General features: G+C 59.3%; 17 protein-coding genes and 3 pseudogenes. 8 read left to right on the top strand and 12 right to left on the bottom strand.

All coding sequences use genetic code 11. The annotated features are described in order from the left end of the window. Both CP49_RS47375 and CP49_RS44700 read left to right on the top strand, forming a co-directional pair. Positions 1-501: BA14K family protein (locus CP49_RS47375; protein ID WP_245310715.1), on the top strand; the 501-nt coding region annotated here is incomplete at its 5' end. A 133-nt stretch (positions 502-634) separates the two neighbouring features. Further along, positions 635-781, top strand: a complete 147-nt coding sequence (locus CP49_RS44700) for a hypothetical protein (protein WP_156438477.1) — start codon at positions 635-637, stop codon at positions 779-781. 15 nt (positions 782-796) lie between these two features. Here the strand turns inward: CP49_RS44700 and CP49_RS16320 are convergent. From CP49_RS16320 to ligD, 5 genes and pseudogenes are all read right to left on the bottom strand, one after another. Beyond that, a pseudogene (locus CP49_RS16320) lies at positions 797-2,564 on the bottom strand (thiamine pyrophosphate-requiring protein). Positions 2,565-2,628: 64 nt separating this feature from the next. Beyond that, positions 2,629-3,185, bottom strand: a pseudogene (locus tag CP49_RS16315) (DUF4142 domain-containing protein). An 11-nt stretch (positions 3,186-3,196) separates the two neighbouring features. Next, entirely contained in the window at positions 3,197-3,706 is a 510-nt protein-coding gene (locus CP49_RS16310; RefSeq protein WP_057851244.1) for a YciE/YciF ferroxidase family protein, read from the bottom strand. Between the two features lie 1,049 nt (positions 3,707-4,755). Next, on the bottom strand, positions 4,756-5,136 hold the full coding sequence (locus tag CP49_RS16305; RefSeq protein ID WP_057851243.1) for a hypothetical protein: 381 nt from the start codon (positions 5,134-5,136) through the stop codon (positions 4,756-4,758). A 307-nt stretch (positions 5,137-5,443) separates the two neighbouring features. Further along, a pseudogene (gene ligD / locus CP49_RS16300) lies at positions 5,444-6,357 on the bottom strand (non-homologous end-joining DNA ligase). A gap of 146 nt (positions 6,358-6,503) precedes the next feature. Between ligD and CP49_RS16295 the strand changes: the two are divergent. Then, positions 6,504-6,743, top strand: a complete 240-nt coding sequence (locus tag CP49_RS16295; RefSeq protein WP_245310714.1) for a hypothetical protein — start codon at positions 6,504-6,506, stop codon at positions 6,741-6,743. 483 nt (positions 6,744-7,226) lie between these two features. Then, the gene (locus CP49_RS46060; RefSeq protein WP_197423132.1) at positions 7,227-7,382 is read left to right on the top strand and encodes a hypothetical protein; all 156 of its coding nucleotides are present in this window, start codon (positions 7,227-7,229) and stop codon (positions 7,380-7,382) included. Positions 7,383-7,847: 465 nt separating this feature from the next. On the opposite strand, the gene CP49_RS42850 is transcribed toward CP49_RS46060, so the two are convergent. Continuing rightward, entirely contained in the window at positions 7,848-8,099 is a 252-nt protein-coding gene (locus CP49_RS42850; RefSeq protein WP_245310713.1) for a hypothetical protein, read from the bottom strand. A 274-nt stretch (positions 8,100-8,373) separates the two neighbouring features. Here CP49_RS42850 and CP49_RS44695 point away from each other — a divergent pair, with 274 nt between their 5' ends. Continuing rightward, on the top strand, positions 8,374-8,523 hold the full coding sequence (locus tag CP49_RS44695; protein WP_156438476.1) for a hypothetical protein: 150 nt from the start codon (positions 8,374-8,376) through the stop codon (positions 8,521-8,523). Between the two features lie 115 nt (positions 8,524-8,638). On the opposite strand, the gene CP49_RS44690 is transcribed toward CP49_RS44695, so the two are convergent. The 6 genes from CP49_RS44690 to CP49_RS16260 form a co-directional block, all read right to left on the bottom strand. Next, a complete protein-coding gene (locus CP49_RS44690) occupies positions 8,639-8,854 on the bottom strand; it encodes a hypothetical protein (RefSeq protein ID WP_156438475.1) in 216 nt (71 codons plus the stop codon). A gap of 401 nt (positions 8,855-9,255) precedes the next feature. After that, entirely contained in the window at positions 9,256-9,480 is a 225-nt protein-coding gene (locus CP49_RS47370; protein ID WP_245310712.1) for a hypothetical protein, read from the bottom strand. Positions 9,481-10,646: 1,166 nt separating this feature from the next. Further along, positions 10,647-13,085, bottom strand: coding sequence for a peptidase domain-containing ABC transporter (locus CP49_RS16275; RefSeq protein ID WP_057851240.1), 2,439 nt, complete (start codon positions 13,083-13,085; stop codon positions 10,647-10,649). Positions 13,086-13,089: 4 nt separating this feature from the next. Next, entirely contained in the window at positions 13,090-14,340 is a 1,251-nt protein-coding gene (locus CP49_RS16270; RefSeq protein ID WP_057851239.1) for a beta-barrel domain-containing protein, read from the bottom strand. A 151-nt stretch (positions 14,341-14,491) separates the two neighbouring features. After that, positions 14,492-14,677: a hypothetical protein gene (locus tag CP49_RS16265; protein ID WP_057851238.1), complete on the bottom strand. Its 186-nt coding sequence runs from the start codon at positions 14,675-14,677 to the stop codon at positions 14,492-14,494. A 567-nt stretch (positions 14,678-15,244) separates the two neighbouring features. Beyond that, entirely contained in the window at positions 15,245-15,502 is a 258-nt protein-coding gene (locus tag CP49_RS16260) for a hypothetical protein (protein ID WP_057851237.1), read from the bottom strand. 715 nt (positions 15,503-16,217) lie between these two features. Between CP49_RS16260 and CP49_RS16255 the strand changes: the two genes are divergently transcribed. The 3 genes from CP49_RS16255 to CP49_RS16245 form a co-directional block, all read left to right on the top strand. Then, the gene (locus CP49_RS16255) at positions 16,218-16,868 is read left to right on the top strand and encodes a sigma-70 family RNA polymerase sigma factor (RefSeq protein ID WP_245310711.1); all 651 of its coding nucleotides are present in this window, start codon (positions 16,218-16,220) and stop codon (positions 16,866-16,868) included. Between the two features lie 118 nt (positions 16,869-16,986). Next, a complete protein-coding gene (locus CP49_RS16250) occupies positions 16,987-17,466 on the top strand; it encodes a hypothetical protein (protein ID WP_057851236.1) in 480 nt (159 codons plus the stop codon). 72 nt (positions 17,467-17,538) lie between these two features. Further along, positions 17,539-18,603 (top strand): collagen-like triple helix repeat-containing protein (locus CP49_RS16245; RefSeq protein ID WP_197423129.1); only part of this gene is annotated, 1,065 nt, incomplete at its 3' end.

The following is an 18,603-nucleotide window of genomic DNA, read 5'->3' as shown; positions in this document are numbered from 1 at the left end:
ATCGGTTTCAACGAAACGCTTGTCGTTGGCGTGTGGGTCGGCAACGACGACCAGTCTCCGATGCGGGGCGTCACGGGAGGATCCTTACCGGTGCAAATCTGGAGCCGTTTTGTGGAAGCGGCGGGCGCGGTCGCGCAGAAAACCGGACCGCGCGTTGCCGCCGTGGAGCCCGCGCCGGTTACCGCACCGGAGGGGAGCTCGGCTACGGAACGCCAAGGCAGCGCGGATCCGGTTCAATGTGATGTCGAGATGTGCGCGAATGCCTACGACGGCTTCCGCGCGTCCGATTGCACGTACCAACCGCGCCGGGGCCCGCGAAAAGTGTGCGCGATCCCGCCGCAGTCGGCGGCGATAACCGCCGAGACCAGGGCTCAACTTACGAGCAACCCCTCCTGCAACGTAGATGTGTGCTCCCGCCGCTACCGATCGTTCGACCAGAGGGACTGCAGCTATCAGCCGTATGGCGGTGGCCCACGCCGTTTGTGTGACGCGGAGCGATGAGGACTCCACGTGGAGACATCAAGGGTCGGCGCTAACTTCGTGCGCGATTAAGCTGTTTCGGAAGTTCGCTCGTTGACTAGGCGCAACAAAAGTGGAGCGCTGAACGGCCAGCTCACATAGCCGGTAAATTGTCATGGCACCGGAAAGTCTGCGTATTATTCGTGGCGCTTATCATGGAATTGCTCTGTCGCCGGGCGTCGGCGCAGGGCTGACGGCGCTGCTCTTCTACAGTCACCGGAAGGGCTATGACGAGCCGCCGCTGCTGCCGCCGGGCAGCTGAAACAGATCAAGACTTCTAGTCCCGCGCCGGCAAAACTGTCTCCAGAACCTGCCGGGCGGCGCCCCGCATCATGCTTGTTCGCTCAGGATCGCCCTTTGCGAGGGCCATCATAAAATTCCTCGCTTGCTGGAACGTGACGTGGGGCGGCAATGGCATCACTTCCGGATCGGTCTTGACTTCGAGCACCACCGGCAGGTCACTTGCCAGCGCCTGATCCCACGCAGGTCCCACAAGCTCGGGATTGTCGACAAAGATGCCGCGCAGGCCGATCATCTCGGCAAAGCGGGAATAGGAGATGTTCGGGATGCGCTGCGAAGCCTCGAATTTGGGATCACCATTGATGATCCGCTGTTCCCAGGTCACTTGGTTGAGGTCTTCATTGTTGAACACGCAAACGATCCAGCGGTGGTCCGCCCAATCCCGCCAGTACTTGGCGACGGTAATCAGTTCGGCCATGTTGTTCATCTGCATGGCGCCATCGCCGACCAGCGCGATGACCGGTCGTTCCGGAAAAGCGTATTTCGCGGCGATGGCATAAGGAACGGCAGCGCCCATGGAGGCAAGGCCACCCGACAATGACGCCTTCATATCGTCGCGAATGCGGATATCACGAGCAAACCAGTTGGCGCACGCGCCCGAGTCGCTCGTGATGACGGCGCGGTCGGGAAGGCGCGGTGACAGCTCCCAAGTGACAAGTTGCGGGTTCACCGGCGATGCAGGCAGATGGGCGCGGTCGTCGAGGTCCTTCCACCACTACTGGATACCATCCGCGATTCCCTTGCGCCATTCGCCGGCGGATTTTTGCTCAAGTTTGGGCAGCAGCAGCCTGAGGGTCTCTGCGGCGTCGCCGACGAGGTTCACCTCCATCGGGTAACGGATCGAGAGCATGCCGGCGTCGATATCGATCTGGACGCCGCGCGCGCTGCCTTCCTTTGGCAGGAACTCGGAATAGGGAAAAGCCGAGCCTACCATCAGGAGCGTCTCGCATTCATTCATCAGCCGGTAGCTCGGCTCCGTCCCCAAAAGGCCAATTGCACCAGTCACCCAGGGCAGGTTGTCGGACAAGACGGCCTTTCCGAGCAGGGCTTTGGCGCATCCGGCTGATAGGCGGTTTGCCACCGCGGCGACCTCATTGCCCGCGCCCAGTGCGCCGGCGCCAACCAGCATGGCGACCTTGCTTCCAGCGTTGAGCACACAGCCGCACGCTCCAGGTCGGCGGGTTGCGGCACGATCTTGGGCGCGCTGTAGCCCGTTCCGGATCGCAGGGTGCCGTGGGCGTTCGGTGGATCTTCGTAAGGTTCATCCTGCAAATCGTTCGGGAGCACAATGGCAGTGACGGTCCGGTGCGATAGCGCGATGCGGACGGCCCGGTCGATGAGATGCCTGACTTGCGACGGCGCGGAGGCCTGCACCACATAGGCGCTCGCCACGTCCTTTAGCATGGAGACGAGATCGAGCTCCTGCTGGTACTCGCCGCCGAGCGCGTTGCGGGACTGCTGCCCGACGATGGCCAGCACTGGCTGGTGATCGAGCAAGGCGTCGTAAAGTCCCGTCGTGAGATGCGATGCGCCGGGTCCCGAAGTTGCAATGCAGACGCCGAGTTCGCCGGAGAACTTGGCGTAGGCCGAAGCCATGAAGGCCGCCATTTCCTCGTGGCGGGCCTGGATGAATTGCAGCTTGCCGTCGGCGCGATTTAGCGCGCCGAACACGCCGTTGATCCCATCGCCAAGGTAGCCGAATACGAGGCGCACGGCACAAGGAAATCACCAACCGTCTGGGACATGGAGCGCCTCCGGCAGTTCTAAGCGGGTATTGAGGGCCGCGAGCTTTGCGGCCCCGCGTCGCGGCTACTTCTTGCCTTCGCCGACCGTCGGGGCCGGCTTCTTATCGAGGTCCTGCGCCATTTCCAGGTGATGCTTGAGCGCGGGCAGAGTCTCGCCGGTCCAGTTCTTCAGGTCGGCATTGTCGCCGCCCTTGGCATAGCGATCGAACAGGTCGACGGCCTCCTTGTGGGCGCCTGCATCGAGTTGAACTCGGAGCTGAAGTCGTTGCCGCCAGCGCCTTTGAGCTTGTCGATCTTGCTCTGGCGCGAGCTGTCAAGGGCCGTGGGCAATTCGGCCTTCACCTTGCCGCTGGACACCAGGCCCTTCAACTCCGTGCTGGTCTTGGTGTGATCCGTCACCATCTGGGAGGCGAAGGTCTTTTCCGCCGCGTTGCCTTTCAGCTGAGCGAGCTTGCTGGCCTCGATCTCAAACATGTCGGAAAGCGCGGCCTCCTTAACGAAATCCGCAGTCGAGGGGCTCACGCCAAGCATGGAATTGATGCCGATCTTCTCGCCAACCGATTGGGCAAACGCCGGCGCTGCCACCAATATGCATGCGGTTGCTATCATTGTACGTCTCATGAGAGTCTCCATCAGCTGGCGGCCTTGCGGTTGACGCCTTTTCGCAGGGCCACCGTGTTGAGCTTGGTGTTGGCCGCCTTCTCCTCGTTGAGATTAGTGGTGAGGAAGCGAACGATATCGTCGTGGCCGAGCTCTTCGGCCCAGGCGATCAAGGTGCCGTAGCGCGCGATCTCATAGTGCTCGACGGCCTGTGCGCTGGCGATGATCGCGGCGTCCAACACGGACTTGTCCTCGATTTCGCCCGCCGTGTTGTCGGCCTCCCTAATTAGGCCATCGATCGCCGGACAGTCGGTGGATTGCGGAGTCGTGCCGAGCTTCTTGAAGACCTGGTCGAGGCGCTCGATCTGCCTGTTGGTTTCCTCGAGATGGTTCTTGAGGCCTTGCGCCAGATCGCGGTTGGTCGCTTGATCGATCATCTTTGGCAGCGCCTCGGTGATCTCTTGTTCGGCATAGTAGATATCGTGCAGGCCATGCAGCAGCAGATCATCCATGCTCCGGATGTCTTTAGAAAAGAGTCCCATATTCTCCTCCGATAGAATTACGGTGGTGATGCTGGTCAACTGCGGGGAGGAACGGTGGTTCCTGCGGCAGGCGCGGTCCACCTCGCGGTCAGGCTAATGGAACAAGCGCTTCATTGTGACGATTGATCTGTGGGTTTTGGATAGATCGCGAATTCACAGGAGAGAGGTGAGCACAGCCTTCGTGAAGGAGGGCGGAGGAGACAGATATTCTGCCAGACCGGCCCCTCTCGGGCATTCGAATGTTGATAAGGTATTTGCCCTCGCCGATGCAACCGCCGTGCGATGAAGAAAGTGATCCACAAGCCGTTCCAGCCCGACGCAAAAGAGGTCGGTTCGAGAACTTCGCGCCACGACGGGTAACCGAACGTCAGGGAGCGCCGCGGATTCACCAGCGGCGCTCTGTGGCGGCGCAGGAGTCATTTGACGGGGCAGTGTCGGCGCTGGTTGAGCGGGCGAGAGCATATATCGGTCGCACTGGCCCTTCGCTGGGCCTGCCGTCTCGGTTGTGGTGCTCGGACTTCGCCAACATGATCACCGGCGGCGGTACCGCCTCGCGAGTGGCGAAGTCCTGGCTATCGGATATCGCCGCAGGTCGGGACGATGGTGGTGACAAGACGCCGATCGTGATTCGGGAACCACGGTCGACTGGTCGGCGAGGGCGTCAGTCCGCGCTCGCGGACCATTGCATACGTCAGCCCGTGACTTGAACCAAAATATTTTGAAGTTGTGGTAGAGCGTATTTTGATCGCACTGAATGAGAAACGGCCTCAGCACGGAGGACCGCCACTTTCTTCCGGTTGGTCTCGACGATCCTGCGGAGCGATGAATTCGACTCTCAGCAATGGTGCAGGTTCCTAAGAACAGTCCCGACGCAGGGCTCGGGCTCACGACCTTCGGCGTTCTGTTCACTATTGGGCAGACGTTGCCATCTTTTCCCGCTTTTATCAGAATGCCAGATTGGGTACCCACTACCCTAATCCGGCTGTTAGGAAGGTAAACTTGAAATGGCCTCAGCGCATGCCTCGCGCTGGGGCCATTTTTATTGACCTTTACTGTTTGCTGCGATCGACTTCCGTACCTGTGGGGTTCGGAGACGGCGGCGTCGGACGGTTGGTCGTCGCCGCGCCCGTGGTCGTGCCGGGCTCGGTATTGGTTTTGTCCGAAGGCCCCGCAGGGGTGGCCGGCTGGGTCTGCTGCGCGGTTTCACTGGGCGGCGTGGTGCCCGCCTGGTCCACGCTGTTGTTATTCAGGCCGTAGAACACGACACCCAGCACAACTGCGATGGCGATGGCGTACATTGCGATCCTGGTGCCGCTGGCGGGACCTTCGGCGAGCTGGGGATCGGCTTGCAGCTCATTATCGCGACGCCGCATGTCCTCATCACTCCGGCCCGCACGATGGGGATCGTTCGGATTGGGTTGGTATGCCATGAATTCGTTCCTCCGGTAGCGCCCCAGCTAAGCGAACAGGACAATGGCCCTCGCTCGCGGATGTTCCACGCCAATGTTGCGACCAGCAGCCACATATCAGCGTCCGTACTGACCGAGTTACGGCCGGCGTAGCGCGGAATTTCCGCCGGCGGTCTCTTGTACCATGCGCAGGGCCTCATTGACCTTGGCGCGGTCGCGCCGCGCTTCCGGCGGTAGCGATGTGACCGCGTGATAATATCGGCCGGGATCGTCAGCCCGCTGTCGAGCGGCTTGTTTGCTCATTCCCAGAAGCGATCGAAATCGTCCATCAAAGGTCCTCCCGTAGGCCTCTGAAGAAGGGATGGCGCACCTTGCCCTCACCAGATTTGGCTCGGTACTCGATTTCGGCGAGCAATTCCGGCTCAACCCAGATGTCCGTGTGCGCGATCCGCTTGATATAGGGCTGGATTTTTCGGATCAGTGGCATCAGGCGCTTGCGCAGCTCGGCGGATGATTGCTTGTCGAAGCCGTGATCGACCTTGCCGGCATAGATCAGGTCTTCGCCCTTGTGGCGCCCGACATAGATGCCGTCCCAGTCGTTGCCGTCGAGGGCAAAGCCCGCGATGGTCAGCGTCTCGCGCTGGGCGCAGGTTTTCTTGAAGCAGTCCCGGCCCATGGGTAGCGGCTGTCGCGGACTTTGGAGACGACGCCTTCGAGGCCGACCTTGCAGGCGTGCGCGAACACTCTTTGCCACCGACCTCGAAACTTTCGCTGAACTGGATCGTCGTCTTCTCGATTAACTTTTTAAGATGCGCCTTGCGCTCGATCAGCGGCAGCTTCCGCAGGTCCTGGCCGTTGAGATAGATCAGGTCGAAAGCAACCATGACTATCCGTGTTGACTTGCCGCGCAGCTCGTTCTGCAGCACCGAGAAATCCGTGGTGCCATCGGCGGCCGGTGCCACCACCTCGCCGTCGATGATCGCGCTAACTGCGTTGATCAGATAGGCATCGGCCGCGACTTTGCTAAAACGCCTGGTCCAATCATTGCCGCGCCGGGTGAAAACCTTGATCGCGTCATTGTGGATATGGATCTGGACGCGGTAGCCGTCGAACTTGATCTCATGGATCCAGCGATTCGCCGGACGGCACCTTCTCGATCGACGTAGCCAGCGCTGGCTCGAGGAATCCGGGGAAGGGCGCCTTCACGCCGATCGCCGCCGGCTTCTCGCGCTGAAACGCCACGCCAAAAACTCCAACTCAGCAAAAATAGATCGTTTCAAATACGCCGGGTCGGATTCGTTCCTGAATTGCTATGCTGCTCCAGTGCCCGGGAACATTCGGAAGCAACAAGGATTCTCCCTCGACACCAGATGTAAAGCAACGGGAGGATGAGCGTGGCAATCAATAAACCGGTAGGCGACAACGCCAGGAAGGGTGCGGTGAAGAAACGATCCCAAGTGAAGACGAAGTTGGGTGGCGAGACGGCATGGACCAAGCGGAGCAGAAAGTCCGGAGAGTTTATGGCGCTGAAAAAACTAGCGAAGAAGAAAAGCGGCGCGAGAAAATTCAAGGGCGTGCGGGTCGAGAAGAAGGCCGGGAAAAAGGCGCGAGCCGGCGGCCGGCGTTGAGCCTGTCGAACTGAAACGGCCTCGGCGGGGGGGGGGACCGAGGCCGCTGTCACGGGAATGTGCCGGGGGTGGACCGGCACGGAGATTGAATGCGCAAGTGCTAAGCTCGTTCCGCCTTCTTCCGACCCCAAATTCAACTTTTAGAGTCGGCTACCAGACGGAATGCTGGATCCGTTCGTTGATCTCGGCGTTCTCAGTTGAACAACGGTCTTGGACCCCTAATCGAAGGACCCTAATCGAGAGAGGTAGTCATGCAGCGCCGCGTCCGCTCCAAAGCTCACTCTTTTGAAGATCGAATCGCAGCCGAAAAAGCCAGAATAGAAGAGAAGCAGGCTGGCACTCCGCACGGGCCTGAGCATGAAGCGCTTGCTACGAAGGTCAGGCAATTAGACACAGCGAGCCGCATCAACGATCGGCTGCGGTCGCCTGAGCTGCAATCGCCGAGGTAAGAAAGGTGCACCCATGCACGCCTATCGAGCTTACATGATCGGCTGGAACGGCCATATCGTCCGTCGCGTGGACATTGAATGCGACGATGACGAAGCAGCCAAAGAGCGCGCCAAATTGCTCGTGGACGGTCACGACGTAGAACTATGGGACGGCGGGCGGAAGATCGCGGAGTTCAAGATGGCGCACTAAGGCGGTCAGGAAGGTCGGCAGCAGCCGAGCGTCGGCTCGGCTGTGAGGAACGCGAATTAAGAGTGGTGGGTTGAAGCAATGTCGCACCGTGTCCCACCAGGGTGCGATACCTCAGCCCAAGAAGGGCCTCAGCGGTGTCGCTGAGGCCCTTCTCTTTGTAAATCTCAAAGTATGTTTTCGTAATCTCTAGTATCTTTGTAATCTCAAACTAGATTTCGGGCCCAGCTGCTCGATTGGTTACAGTGCGTTCTACTGGTGCTGGGATCACGTGCCTGATTCGGCAAATCTATTTAGGCGACGACAACGCACGTTCGGCCCGCCGCTGCAATCACTCGCGGCGGACAGGACAGGCTATCAGCATTTCCGGCTTGGATCTGAGCGGCGGCTTCGCGTCCTTCACAGGTATCGTGCAATCGGTCGAGATCACTCGGGACGTGGCCAAGGAGAAGCGCTTCCTGGTGACGATCAACGAGGTTGGCGCGACATGAAGACTTCTTTGTTGGGATGCCGATTTCCTTGATCGCCTAAGCAGAGATGTCGGCGGGCTCGCGGATGCCAGTCTGTGCGACTTCGATGATTCCTGGCGAGAAGTTCGGCCAGCGGATCGCCCCTGTCAACGATGCCGATGGCGCGCAATGCTTGCTCATAGGCGGTTGTCAAGCGGCCGATCTCTTCCGGTCCAATCGGCATATTTTGTAACAGGCGATAAATGGGCATCTGCCTATTCCTCGGCTTTCGGCAAAGCATCATACCACCGGAACTCGCAGCGGGAACAAGTGGCAATAGACCTGCGTTTATCTGATGAGGGCAGCCAATGAGGAGGAGGCGTAAATGCCAGTTCTGCTGCTTTGGGCCATCCCGAGCGTGATCGTTGTTGACGGTCTCGGATATTTCCTTCGTGTTGTTCAGTAAGCGGAATTACCAGAGGGAGGGAAAGGCCCGAGTCGGAACGCCGACCGGGTTTTTCTCGGCCGACGAAGGATGCTTCCCGATGGCAGACAAGCGCGCTTTGAAATTGATTGGCATCATATTTGCCGCATTGACTTTGGTCGTTATCTCGACGGCCGCTGCAGTGGTGGCCGGTCACGCCGCGAGCCGCGTCAATGGCGAATATCTCAAATTGGTAGACCTTCGTGACTAACTGGCGGGATGGACGATGCAGTGCGCGAGCGCGACCGTCACAGTCGCATTCGCTACGAGCATGTGGGTAGCTGGGCAACGCTTCATTCAATACGGGGCTAGCAAGCAGACCGCGCCTATTTCAATCTCAAACTCAGCTTTGTCCTGCGACGATCGGGCTCTGATTGATGATGATCGAACAGAGACTGCAAATCGGCACGTTCGGTCATGTGCGCGGCCGTGACATCCATCCTCGAAAGAAGCAGCTCGTCGCGGCTGCTCAGAAGAGATTTAAGCACCGGGCCGGTCTCACGTTCTTGGATGGCTGCAATGAAGTTTTTCCGGAGTTCCAATTCTCCAGATCCTGGAATGCAACCCTCACCTCCTCCGTTCTTCATTTGAAGAGGAAGGAAACCATGCCCGTATTCATTCTGTGGGCCATCCCTACGGTCCTCGTGCTCGGTGGCATCAGCTACTATTTTCTTCGTGTAGTGCACTAGCGAATATATTGAGCCACTCCGGCGATGCTGGTGACGGGTCTCCGTTGGCACACTAGCACGGCCGGAAGCCCAGCGCCGTGCCACCTATTGCCCTGCGGTGCAGCACTTAAGCTGCTCTCCGGTCTGTACAGGGAGGGCGCTCAACCGCCCGTTCGGAACGAATGCCGTAGCAGTAGCAACCAGCAGATCCGGAGCTTGCGATTTCTTGCGCGTCCTCGTCGCCGTCCGTAGGCGGTTATGGCAGGTTGAAACGATCATGCACCGTGGAGTTTGTCGGCCGGCGCAAAAAAAATCGGGCGCGACCCGACGGCTTCATGCGGGACGATCCGATCGGTTGCACAACGTATGATGTCGTAGCATTCACAGGTGGCCTCCTCGAGCCGCGCCCTGTCGATTTCGACCAAGCCCCGCCGAGCGGATCTGATGGCACCTAAGGCGCGGAGTTTGGCAATTACCTGCGTCGCGGTCGTTCGTCGCACCCCGAGCAACTGCGAAAGCGCTCCCTGCGTTAACGATAGGATGTGTTGTTCTCGGTTCGATCGTGCAGGTGAAGCAGCCACCTGGCCATGCGGGCCTCGACCGAGTGCAACCCGTTGCAGGCTGAGACGTGCTGGAACTGCATGAGTATAGACCTCGTGTGCGCCTCGACCAAATGTCGGATGGCGCCGCTCTCCATGTAGGCTGCATGAAAGCGCGACACGGAGATTTGCGATGTGGTGCCGCCCACCCGCACGACCGCGGTCAAGGACGACAAGAAAGATGGTCCCAGCACTGATAATGCGCCGATCGCTCGCTCGCGCCCGATTACCGCGGTTGCGATCGTTTCTCCGCTCGGAAGGCCGAGCATGAAGGAGATGGCCCCGCTATGGGGAAAGTAACATGGTGGCGTCGATCTCCCGCTCGTATCACGACGGCGTCCTGTTCGAGCGACACCTTCCGGAGATGAGGGGCGAGCAGCGCGAGGTCAGCCAGCGGCAACGCGGTGAGAAGACGATTACCGGCGCTCGCCGGACGTCCCATCACGAGAGACTTCCTGCGTCAGAAGAACACGCAGCTCTCTTGGAAAGTCTTTGGTAGGAATGTCTGCGCTGCGCCAACGCTAACTCCACTTTCATCCTGTTCCTTCTTGGATAGGATACTTCTGCGTACCTTAACGTGCCTCGCCGGTAAAGGTAAGTCGAACCCTTGACGCGGCGTCGCAGGTGATCGGGGGACCAGTTCGACGCCAGCCCGCAGGACCGCTGGTGAGTTCCGCCAAGCGGCCCTGCCACCGGTTGGTTGTTGCTGGCGATCCGCCGATACGGACCTGCAGTCCCGCCATGCACTGAGCAGTCGGTGTTGCATTTTGGTAGCCCGTGCATTGCTCGCAGGCGACAAGCTCATTTGCTTAGGGAGAGAGGCACATGGACGTGTAGTTCAACACCAAACGTGATCTGCTCGTTGTGAAGAAGGGATTTCCGATGCCGCCCATTGCGGCGCAGGGAAAATGGCGCAAGAGCAGCAAGAGGGTAATCAAAGTCAGCGACGATATTAGGTCAGCGCCTGAGCGGCAGGGCTACTACATGCGCAAGCTAAGGGACCTGCATAGCGACAGAGAGCTGAGTCCTGCATGTCGTCCGAATGATACGGACCATGCGAGCCGAAATCACCGTGAGAAGTCGATTCTGGCCAGCGCTTCACCCGGGTTACGATAGGTGTCGCCCTTGCGGCAGTCGTCGAACGGCTTGGGATCGCAATAGTCCTTCTGCGGCTGGCAGTCGTCGTTCTTGCCGTCCTTCCAGTCTCCATCATGCTTGGAGTAGTCGCCCTTGCCGTCTTTCGAGTAGTCGTCCTTCCCGGCATGCTTCGAATAATCGCCCTTGCGGCCGCCATCGGAACAGTCGTCGTGGCCCGACGCGGCCTCGGCCGATTTCGCACCTTCGGCGGCAAACCCGGTGACACCAGCATCGCGCGCAGGCGCCGCTGCTGGTGTGCGGCTTGTAACTCCGACCTGGAGCGGCCCGGCCGCCGGGGCAAGATGGATGATCATATCCGCTCCATGGGTGATTTCGGGTCGGTGTGCTATACTTACACGAGTCATATTTAAATGCTGGAGATTGGCATTGATTTCTTTTTCCTTTTCGGTGTCCAGATGTGCTGTGCCCTCGTCCAGAAACAGGATCTTTGGTCGGCGATAGAGCGCGCGCGCAAGCAGTACTCGCTGTTTCTGCCCGCTAGATAATGAGCTTCCCATGTCCCCGATGAGGCTATTGTAGCTCATCGGCATTGCCATGATATCGTGGTGGATGCCGGCAATCTGCGCACACTCGATCATCCACTGCCGATCGAATGTTGTCTCAAAAAAGCAGATGTTGTCGGCAATAGATCCTGACAGCAATTGATCCTCCTGCATCACCGCGCCGATGTGTTCGCGATAAACGCGCGGTCCGATCTGGCCTAGCGGAAGGCCGTCGATCAGGACCTCCCCGCTCGTTGGCTCGAGCAGCCCAAGCATAATCTTGACTAGAGTTGTCTTGCCGCAGCCGGAACGTCCCATGATCGTAGCGAATTGTCCCGGAGCAACGCACAGATTGACGTTGTTAAGAATCAGAGGCTCTGCTTCTGCATAGCGGAAGCACACATTGCGCAGTTCGATCGAGCCATGGATCGGTCGCACATACGACAGATCCTGATCGTGCCCCCGCTCTAGGGGGGTGAGCGCAATATCGGCGAGGCGCTCCAGGTGCAGTCCGAGAATGCGCAGGTCCACCAGCTTCTCGATTAGCAGCGCTGTCCGTTCGGCGAACTGCAGCTTGTAGCTGACGAACGCGAATATCATGCCAACCGTGATAAGGTTGTCTAGCGCAAGGCGAGCGGCGAGGTAGATTGTGATTACGTTCTCCAGGCCGTATATCGTGTCGTTGATGGCTTTGAAGCTGATCCTCGCCCGGCCTAGCCGCACGTTGGCATTTACGTACTCAGCATAGCGGTTCAGCCAATGGCTCTCCCGCTCGTTCTCTCGGTTGAGCAGCTTCAGGCTCTGCACTGCCCGCACGGTTTCGATGAAGGTGGAGTTCTCCTGTGCCTTGCTGTGAATGGCCGCTTCGCTCCGTTGTCGGAACATCCTGAACAGAGCGAGTCGCAAAGCGGCATACAGCGCGAACGCGACCAGGACGACAAATCCGAGCTGGACGCTGTAGGCGAACATCAATGCCAGCATCAACACCGACATGAGACCGTCGATCAAGCCCGTGATCAGTCCCTCCGCGAGCATGTTGCGGATGGGCTCGATCGAGCCGAAGCGCGACAGGATGTCGCCGATGTGCCGCTTTTCGAAGAATGAGAGTGGCAAACGCACCAGATGATGAAACAGCCGGGCGCCGATCTGAAAGCTGAGCGTGTTCTGCAGAATAAGAACAATGAACGAGCGGGTCGCGGTCGACGCGACTTTGATCAGGACGAGCAGCGCGAATCCAAGCCCAAGTACGAGCAGAAGATCGACGTCGCCTCTGGCAATGACCTCGTCAACCGTGAGCTGCATGTAGAAAGGGGCGGCGAGGATAAGAACCTCGATGACCACCGAGAGAACCAATATTTGCGTTAAGGCATGAGAGTTTCCCCTCAGTCCGCTCCAGAATGCTGAGAACGGTAATCGCACTCTCTGGTCTGTGCAGCAGAACTCTTCACTGGGTGAGAGTTCAAGCACGACTCCGGTGAGATGTCTCGATGCTTCGGTGATCGGAAACCATTTCTCGCCGGCGGCCGGATCGTGCACCACGACCCCGTTTTTCTTGCACGCCTTCAGGACAACGAAATGATCCATATCCCAGTGCAGGATAGCCGGGAGACGCAGTTGGCGCAGATGGTCAACCTCGATTCGCAGCGGCCGGCATGTCAGGCCCAGGTGAGCCGCTATCTCCATGAGGTCGCGGAGAGTGACACCTTTCAGCGAGACTGCGTACCGACGCCGCAGGCTATTCATGTCAGTTCGATAGCCATGATAGGACGCTACCATGGCAAGGCATGCCAGCCCGCACTCCGCTGCCTCTGTCTGCCTGATGACCGGGAGGAACCCACGTCCGCTGAAATTCAACAGTCCCTGCATGCGGCTACATCCTTGCGCTCAACACCGGATCAAGCAGCCACCGCATCAGCGAGCGCTGCTCAAGAATCACGTCGGCCTTGAGCAGCATGCCTGGCTGAAGCGGCATCTTGAGACCATAGGCATCGATATCGGGCCGCTCGGGAGCCACAGTCACGCGGTACGCTGGCTCTTTGAGGGTGATCGGCCCGGTAGCGTCATTGCTGGTCAGGATCGTTTGAGAGACTTTTGTTACGCTGCCGCGGTAGGTGCCGAATTTCTGATAGGGAAATGCATCGTAAAGTATCCTGACCTGCTGGCCGGGGCGCACGAATCCGAACGCCCGCGTCGGAAAGAACAACTGCGCCTGCAGGGTCGAATCAAGCGGAATGATTTCGAGCTGCATATGCCTTGGATCAGCGACCTGGCCGATACTTGCATGCAGCGCGGACACGCGCCCACTTGTCGGCGCCTTGATAACGTAGGCCCGCCGTCCGTCCACCTCGGCGATGCGCTGTTCGATCCAGGAGAGATCGCCGCGCAGTACGCGAACCCTCTCTGCGGCGACGATCGGAAGCTGCTCGAGCGTATGCCGGGCATCGGCCAATTGGGTGCGTCGTACGGTGATCTGCTGATCGAGCGACGCCAAGTGCTGCCTTTGCTCAAGCGCGGCCTGCTCGCGGCGCTTCAGCTCGATGGCCGGCAATGCTCCCTTCGCGATTAGCGTAGCGCCCGTCGATACAAAACTCTCGGAAAGCTGCAGCCGCTCGTTCTGGATGGTTCGCTGATCCTCGAGCTGAGCAGTCTCCCCCTCAATCCCTTTGATCGTGGAAACGAGGCGATCGTGTTCCGAGGCGGTCCGGCGCTCTTCCGCCGCGATCTGTCGCTCGACCACATCGCGTTGCTGCGTCAGCACTGCGAGAACGGTAGCATTGACGTCGTCGCCGTTGGAGGTGATTTGGGAAGTGACTATGGTCAAGAGCGGTTCGCCCTCCGCAACGTCCTGACCCTCCGTCACCTGGACCTCTTTGATGATGCCCTGTTGCGGCACGAAGATTTTAGCCGTGCCGAAGGTCGGCGTTAGATAGCCGGTTACGGTTTCCTTGCGCGCGTATTGAGCGATAGAGAGAAAACACAAAATGAGTACAATAATTCCCGCAAGAGACCAGCTAAGGACCGTGCTCGATACCGGCTGCAGCGATACGACCTCGCCCCAGCTGTGGCGTTGATGCAGAAAGTCGATTGCTTCCTGGCGAAATAGAGCTGGCCGTGCCGCCATGGACGCACCTTGCTGCTACGCTTTCATTCGTCTATCTGAGGCTGCGCGTAGTATTCTCTACGCCGCGCCACGGCTGCGGATGGGTATCGCATGATGCGGTGGAGAACCGCTCCCCCGCTATGGAGAAGCGGTTCGCTCACCCATCTCACCTTTACGTAGATTGCACCTGGATCCCGAGGACGTTGACTCCGATGTTCGTGTCGTTGACGTTGACCAAGCCGAATTGTGTGTTGTCGCCATCGCAACACTTGTCCCTGCCGTCGTGCTTGCCGCTGCCGGCGGCTACGAGATCGAGTTCTTGGTCGCGCAGTTCAACAGGGTGGGTCAGTTCATGCATGTTACTCTCCTTTTGCTCTCCTTGGGTGTTGATGGCGCCGTACCAGCGGTGCCACGTATCCTCTAGTCTGAATCCGCCAATCTGGATGCAACGCTGCGTAAACTTTTCCTGGCATAACGCTTGCCGTCCACTGATACCGCTTGACGTCGAAGAGATCGAAATCAAGCTCGTTGCGAGCGCTCACGCCACTCCTGCTCGATCAAGCGCGCACTCCAGCAGAGAAAAGCAATGGCCGTCATGCGGGACAACGGGCCGTCAATTCACGTTTAATCCGCCGACCGGATCGGCGATCGGCGCTGGAGTGTCCAGCTACAAGTCCAGGCTGGATTAATGAGACGTATCTAAATCATTCTGATTGGGGCCAGCGATGGCTTGGAGTCCTCACCCGCACTTGAACAATGCGAAAACACTGAATGTCAGCATTGTCGACGGTGATGGTACGAGTCACCAATTCCGTTCGGCTTCAGAGCGGACCTAAGCGCGGCCCTCCAACACCCAATTCAAGACTCTGAGGACATCGCTCCGAGCCGTTGCATTGTTCTGTCGGATCACAGTCCGCGAGAGCTTTCACCCATCGAAAGCACGTAGCGCCGCTTCGCATTGGAGCGCTAAGACATAACCATCCTGCAGCACCAACTTCGAACCAGTCGCGTTCATGACCATCCTCATGAACTCCTCGGGCCCAGTGATGGAGCCTTCTGCGACGACAGGTTCTGCCACCGGTACTATCGTGAGCCAATAGTAGATAGCGCCCACTTTCGCTTGGCTGATAATGATTGTGCCGTCGCCGCTCAGTTCGTCGATGGTATCATCGTGCAGATCCATGTGCTCAGCCCTCAAACAGGATAAGATCGCTGTCAACGCTTGTCGTTCATTGATGCCGTGTGACCTCGAGGAGATCGCAATCAAGGTCACTGCGGGTGCTCACGCCACTCCTCCTCGATCAAGCGAGATGGCGTGGCCAAGCCCCTTAAGGTTCCGAGCGACTTCCAGTTCTTGGCGCGGACTCCGAACTAGGAAACCTTGGACCTTCATGCGCCATGACGGGCTCTCAAGATTCGCTTTCTGAAATCCGTCGACGGGATCGTCGATCGGTGCTGCGAGGCTGGAACCCTCGCCGACGCAACATCAAAATCATGTCGCTCGCGTGCTGCGATTGGGCAGGTCGCCGCGCCTCGCGTGGCAAGTGCGCATCACTCGCGTGGCAGGCGAGCATGAAGTGTTACTCGCCGGTGCAAAATCAAAATGCAAAATCAGAATCATGCCGACGGCGTGCCTGATTGGACAGGTCACCGCGCCTCGCGTGGCAAGTGAGCATCACTCGCGTGGCAAGCGAGCATGAAGTGTTAAGCGCCGGCTGCGCCCTGACGAAAGCGTCACGATTTTGTGATGGCGTAGATTGAAACAATTTTCAGCATCAAAGTTGATTTCCCCCAACGGCTCATTTCGCATCAGGAAATGCAAGCCACCAGTTATCTGGAAATGCAAGCCATCAGTGTTCTGGAAATGCAAGCCAGCAGTATTCGCTGCACGGGAATAGTTGCGTCTGCGTTACGAAGGGGTGACTTCGACCATGCCCCACCACGGAGCCGACTTCACAAAGGCAGAGTCTCGCTCCGACGCAGCGCAGGATGATACCTATCTTAATTGCGAGACGGCTCTGAATTACGAAACGGCGCTAAGCGAGTGCGCCGCCGGATCTCGGTCTGCCGTCGGCGAGATCTACGCCCGGGAGAAAGACCAGTTGCGCGCGGTGGCGCACCGGATCGTCCACGACAGGTCGCGTTCGGAGGACGTCATCCACGATGCATTCGCGCAAATTCTCCGATGTGCCAAAAGCTTCGATCCTGCACGCGGATCCGCGCGGGGCTGGATCTACGCGATCGTCCGTCACACAGCACTCAGGATGCAGAAGAACGCCAGGCGGGAACTCGCGCTCGAGGACCACACGCTGAACGCCGTCTGCGAGCGGGAACAGACGGTCTCGAACCCCGCGTCTCGCATCCCAGACAGCATGACCCTACGGACCATGCTCGATCAACTCGAGCCAAAGCGCCGCGCGAGCCTGCTTCTGGCGATTATCGACGGGCGTACGCATGAGGAAATCGCCCAATACCTCCGGGTTCCGGTGGGAACGGTCAAGGCGTGGATCCGAAGAGAACTCGTGGCCATGCGGCGGCAGCTCGAATAAGGCGTGAATTTGTTTTGCGCGCTGCATCCATCGTGGCGCGTCGGCGACATTAGGGTGAGGGCGCGGTGATCCGGACAAGGCATGGATCCGTCGCAAACCGCAAGCTAGGAGCGAAACGATGTCAATCCTGAGCTGGGTCACGAGCATTTTCGGACTGGTCAAGATTCCGGGAATCGGCGTCCCCCGCGAGGAAGGCAACCCAACCACGCTCGACGATCGCGGCAGCGGCGAGTACTCCAAGTGGAATGACGATCGCAAGGGTCGCGAGGACTACTCCAAGCACGATGGTGGTTGGAAGGACGCCAAGAACGACGACTGCCAGCCGCAGAAGGACTATTGCGACCCCAAGCCGTCCGACGACGGCAGCAAGGGCGACACCTATCGCAACCCGGGTGAAGCGCTGGCCAGGTTCGACTTCTCACATGGTGATTTCGGCGCGCATGGTCCGGATCATTCGGGCGACATGCAGGCCGCGCTCGCCTCGATGTCGTCTGACGACGCCCTCGAGTACGCCATCGGCCAGATGGGTTCTACGGATCACGTCGACGTAGGGCATTTCCACGTGCCAGCGGACACGTCGCACGACACGGACGCCTGATGCACCGAAAGACTCACAGACGGAATGCGCGAGAGTAGTTGCTGATCCGAACGAGAAAAAAAGGCGACGGTCATGAACGAAGTAGAAAAACGCGAACTGTTCGAACAAGAGCGGAAAATTTTCGAAGCTGGGGTGCAGCGTGCGGACAAGCGATCCGGCTCTTTCAATTTCTTGACCTGGTCGTTCTTCATTGCCCCGCCGATTGCCTGCGAAGAGTTTTTTGTCGGCATTTTCAAATCCGCTGCGGCCGAACAGGAGGTCGCCAAAATGGCTCAGGCAGGCGCCGCGCCGCAGGCGGCGAATGACCATCCGCCGGTGATCGATTCCTCGAAAACGGGCGCAGAGGATGAGACGATCAAAAGGCCCACCGCCTCGTCGGGGGCGCCTGCGGCCCAGCTCGATCCGACGGGGCTTTTGTCGCAGCCGCATGACAATGCGCTCGAACCGAGCCCCGCCCGCAACGAGGCGGTCGCCGCCGAGAGGGCGGGGGCGGCGGAGGCGGCGATGATGCCGAGTCCCGCCATCATAACGCTCACACCTCAATCGAAGATAGCTCCGTCAACCCGCTATCAGCGGATTCCCACCTCGGAATCACTCAAATGCAGGGAGGGTCAACGCTCGAATCCGTTCAGTCCAACGTGCTACTCTTTCAGCCCGTCGATGATCGGCTTCGCTCCCCTGCTTGGAGCTGTCGGCAGTCTCAGCAATGACGTGGTGGGAGGTATCGCGCCGGTCGAGGCGCAGCCGGAGCTCACAACTGTGACCGACACCGTAAGCACGCTGACCCATGACGTGGGCGGCACGATTGCGCCGGTCGAGGCGCAGCCGGTGCTCGCGACCGACACCGTGGGCACGCTGACCCATAACGTGGGCGGCCCGATCGCGCCGGTCGAGGCGGCGGCGCAGCCGGTGCTCACAACGGTGAGCGACAGCGTGGGCACGCTGACCGACGACATGGGCGGGACGATCGCGCCGGTCGAGACGGCGGTGCAGCCGGTGCTCGCAACGGTGAGCGACACCGTAAGCACGCTGACCGATGACGTGGGCGGCCCGATCGCGCCGGCCGAGGCGCAGCCGGTGCTCGCGACGGTGACCGACACCGTAAGCACGCTGACCGATGACGTCGGCGGCACGATC

Origin of the sequence: Bradyrhizobium valentinum (genome assembly GCF_001440405.1) — a bacterium.
In the GTDB taxonomy this organism is placed as follows: domain Bacteria; phylum Pseudomonadota; class Alphaproteobacteria; order Rhizobiales; family Xanthobacteraceae; genus Bradyrhizobium; species Bradyrhizobium valentinum.
This window is presented reverse-complemented; position numbering and strand designations above follow the sequence as displayed.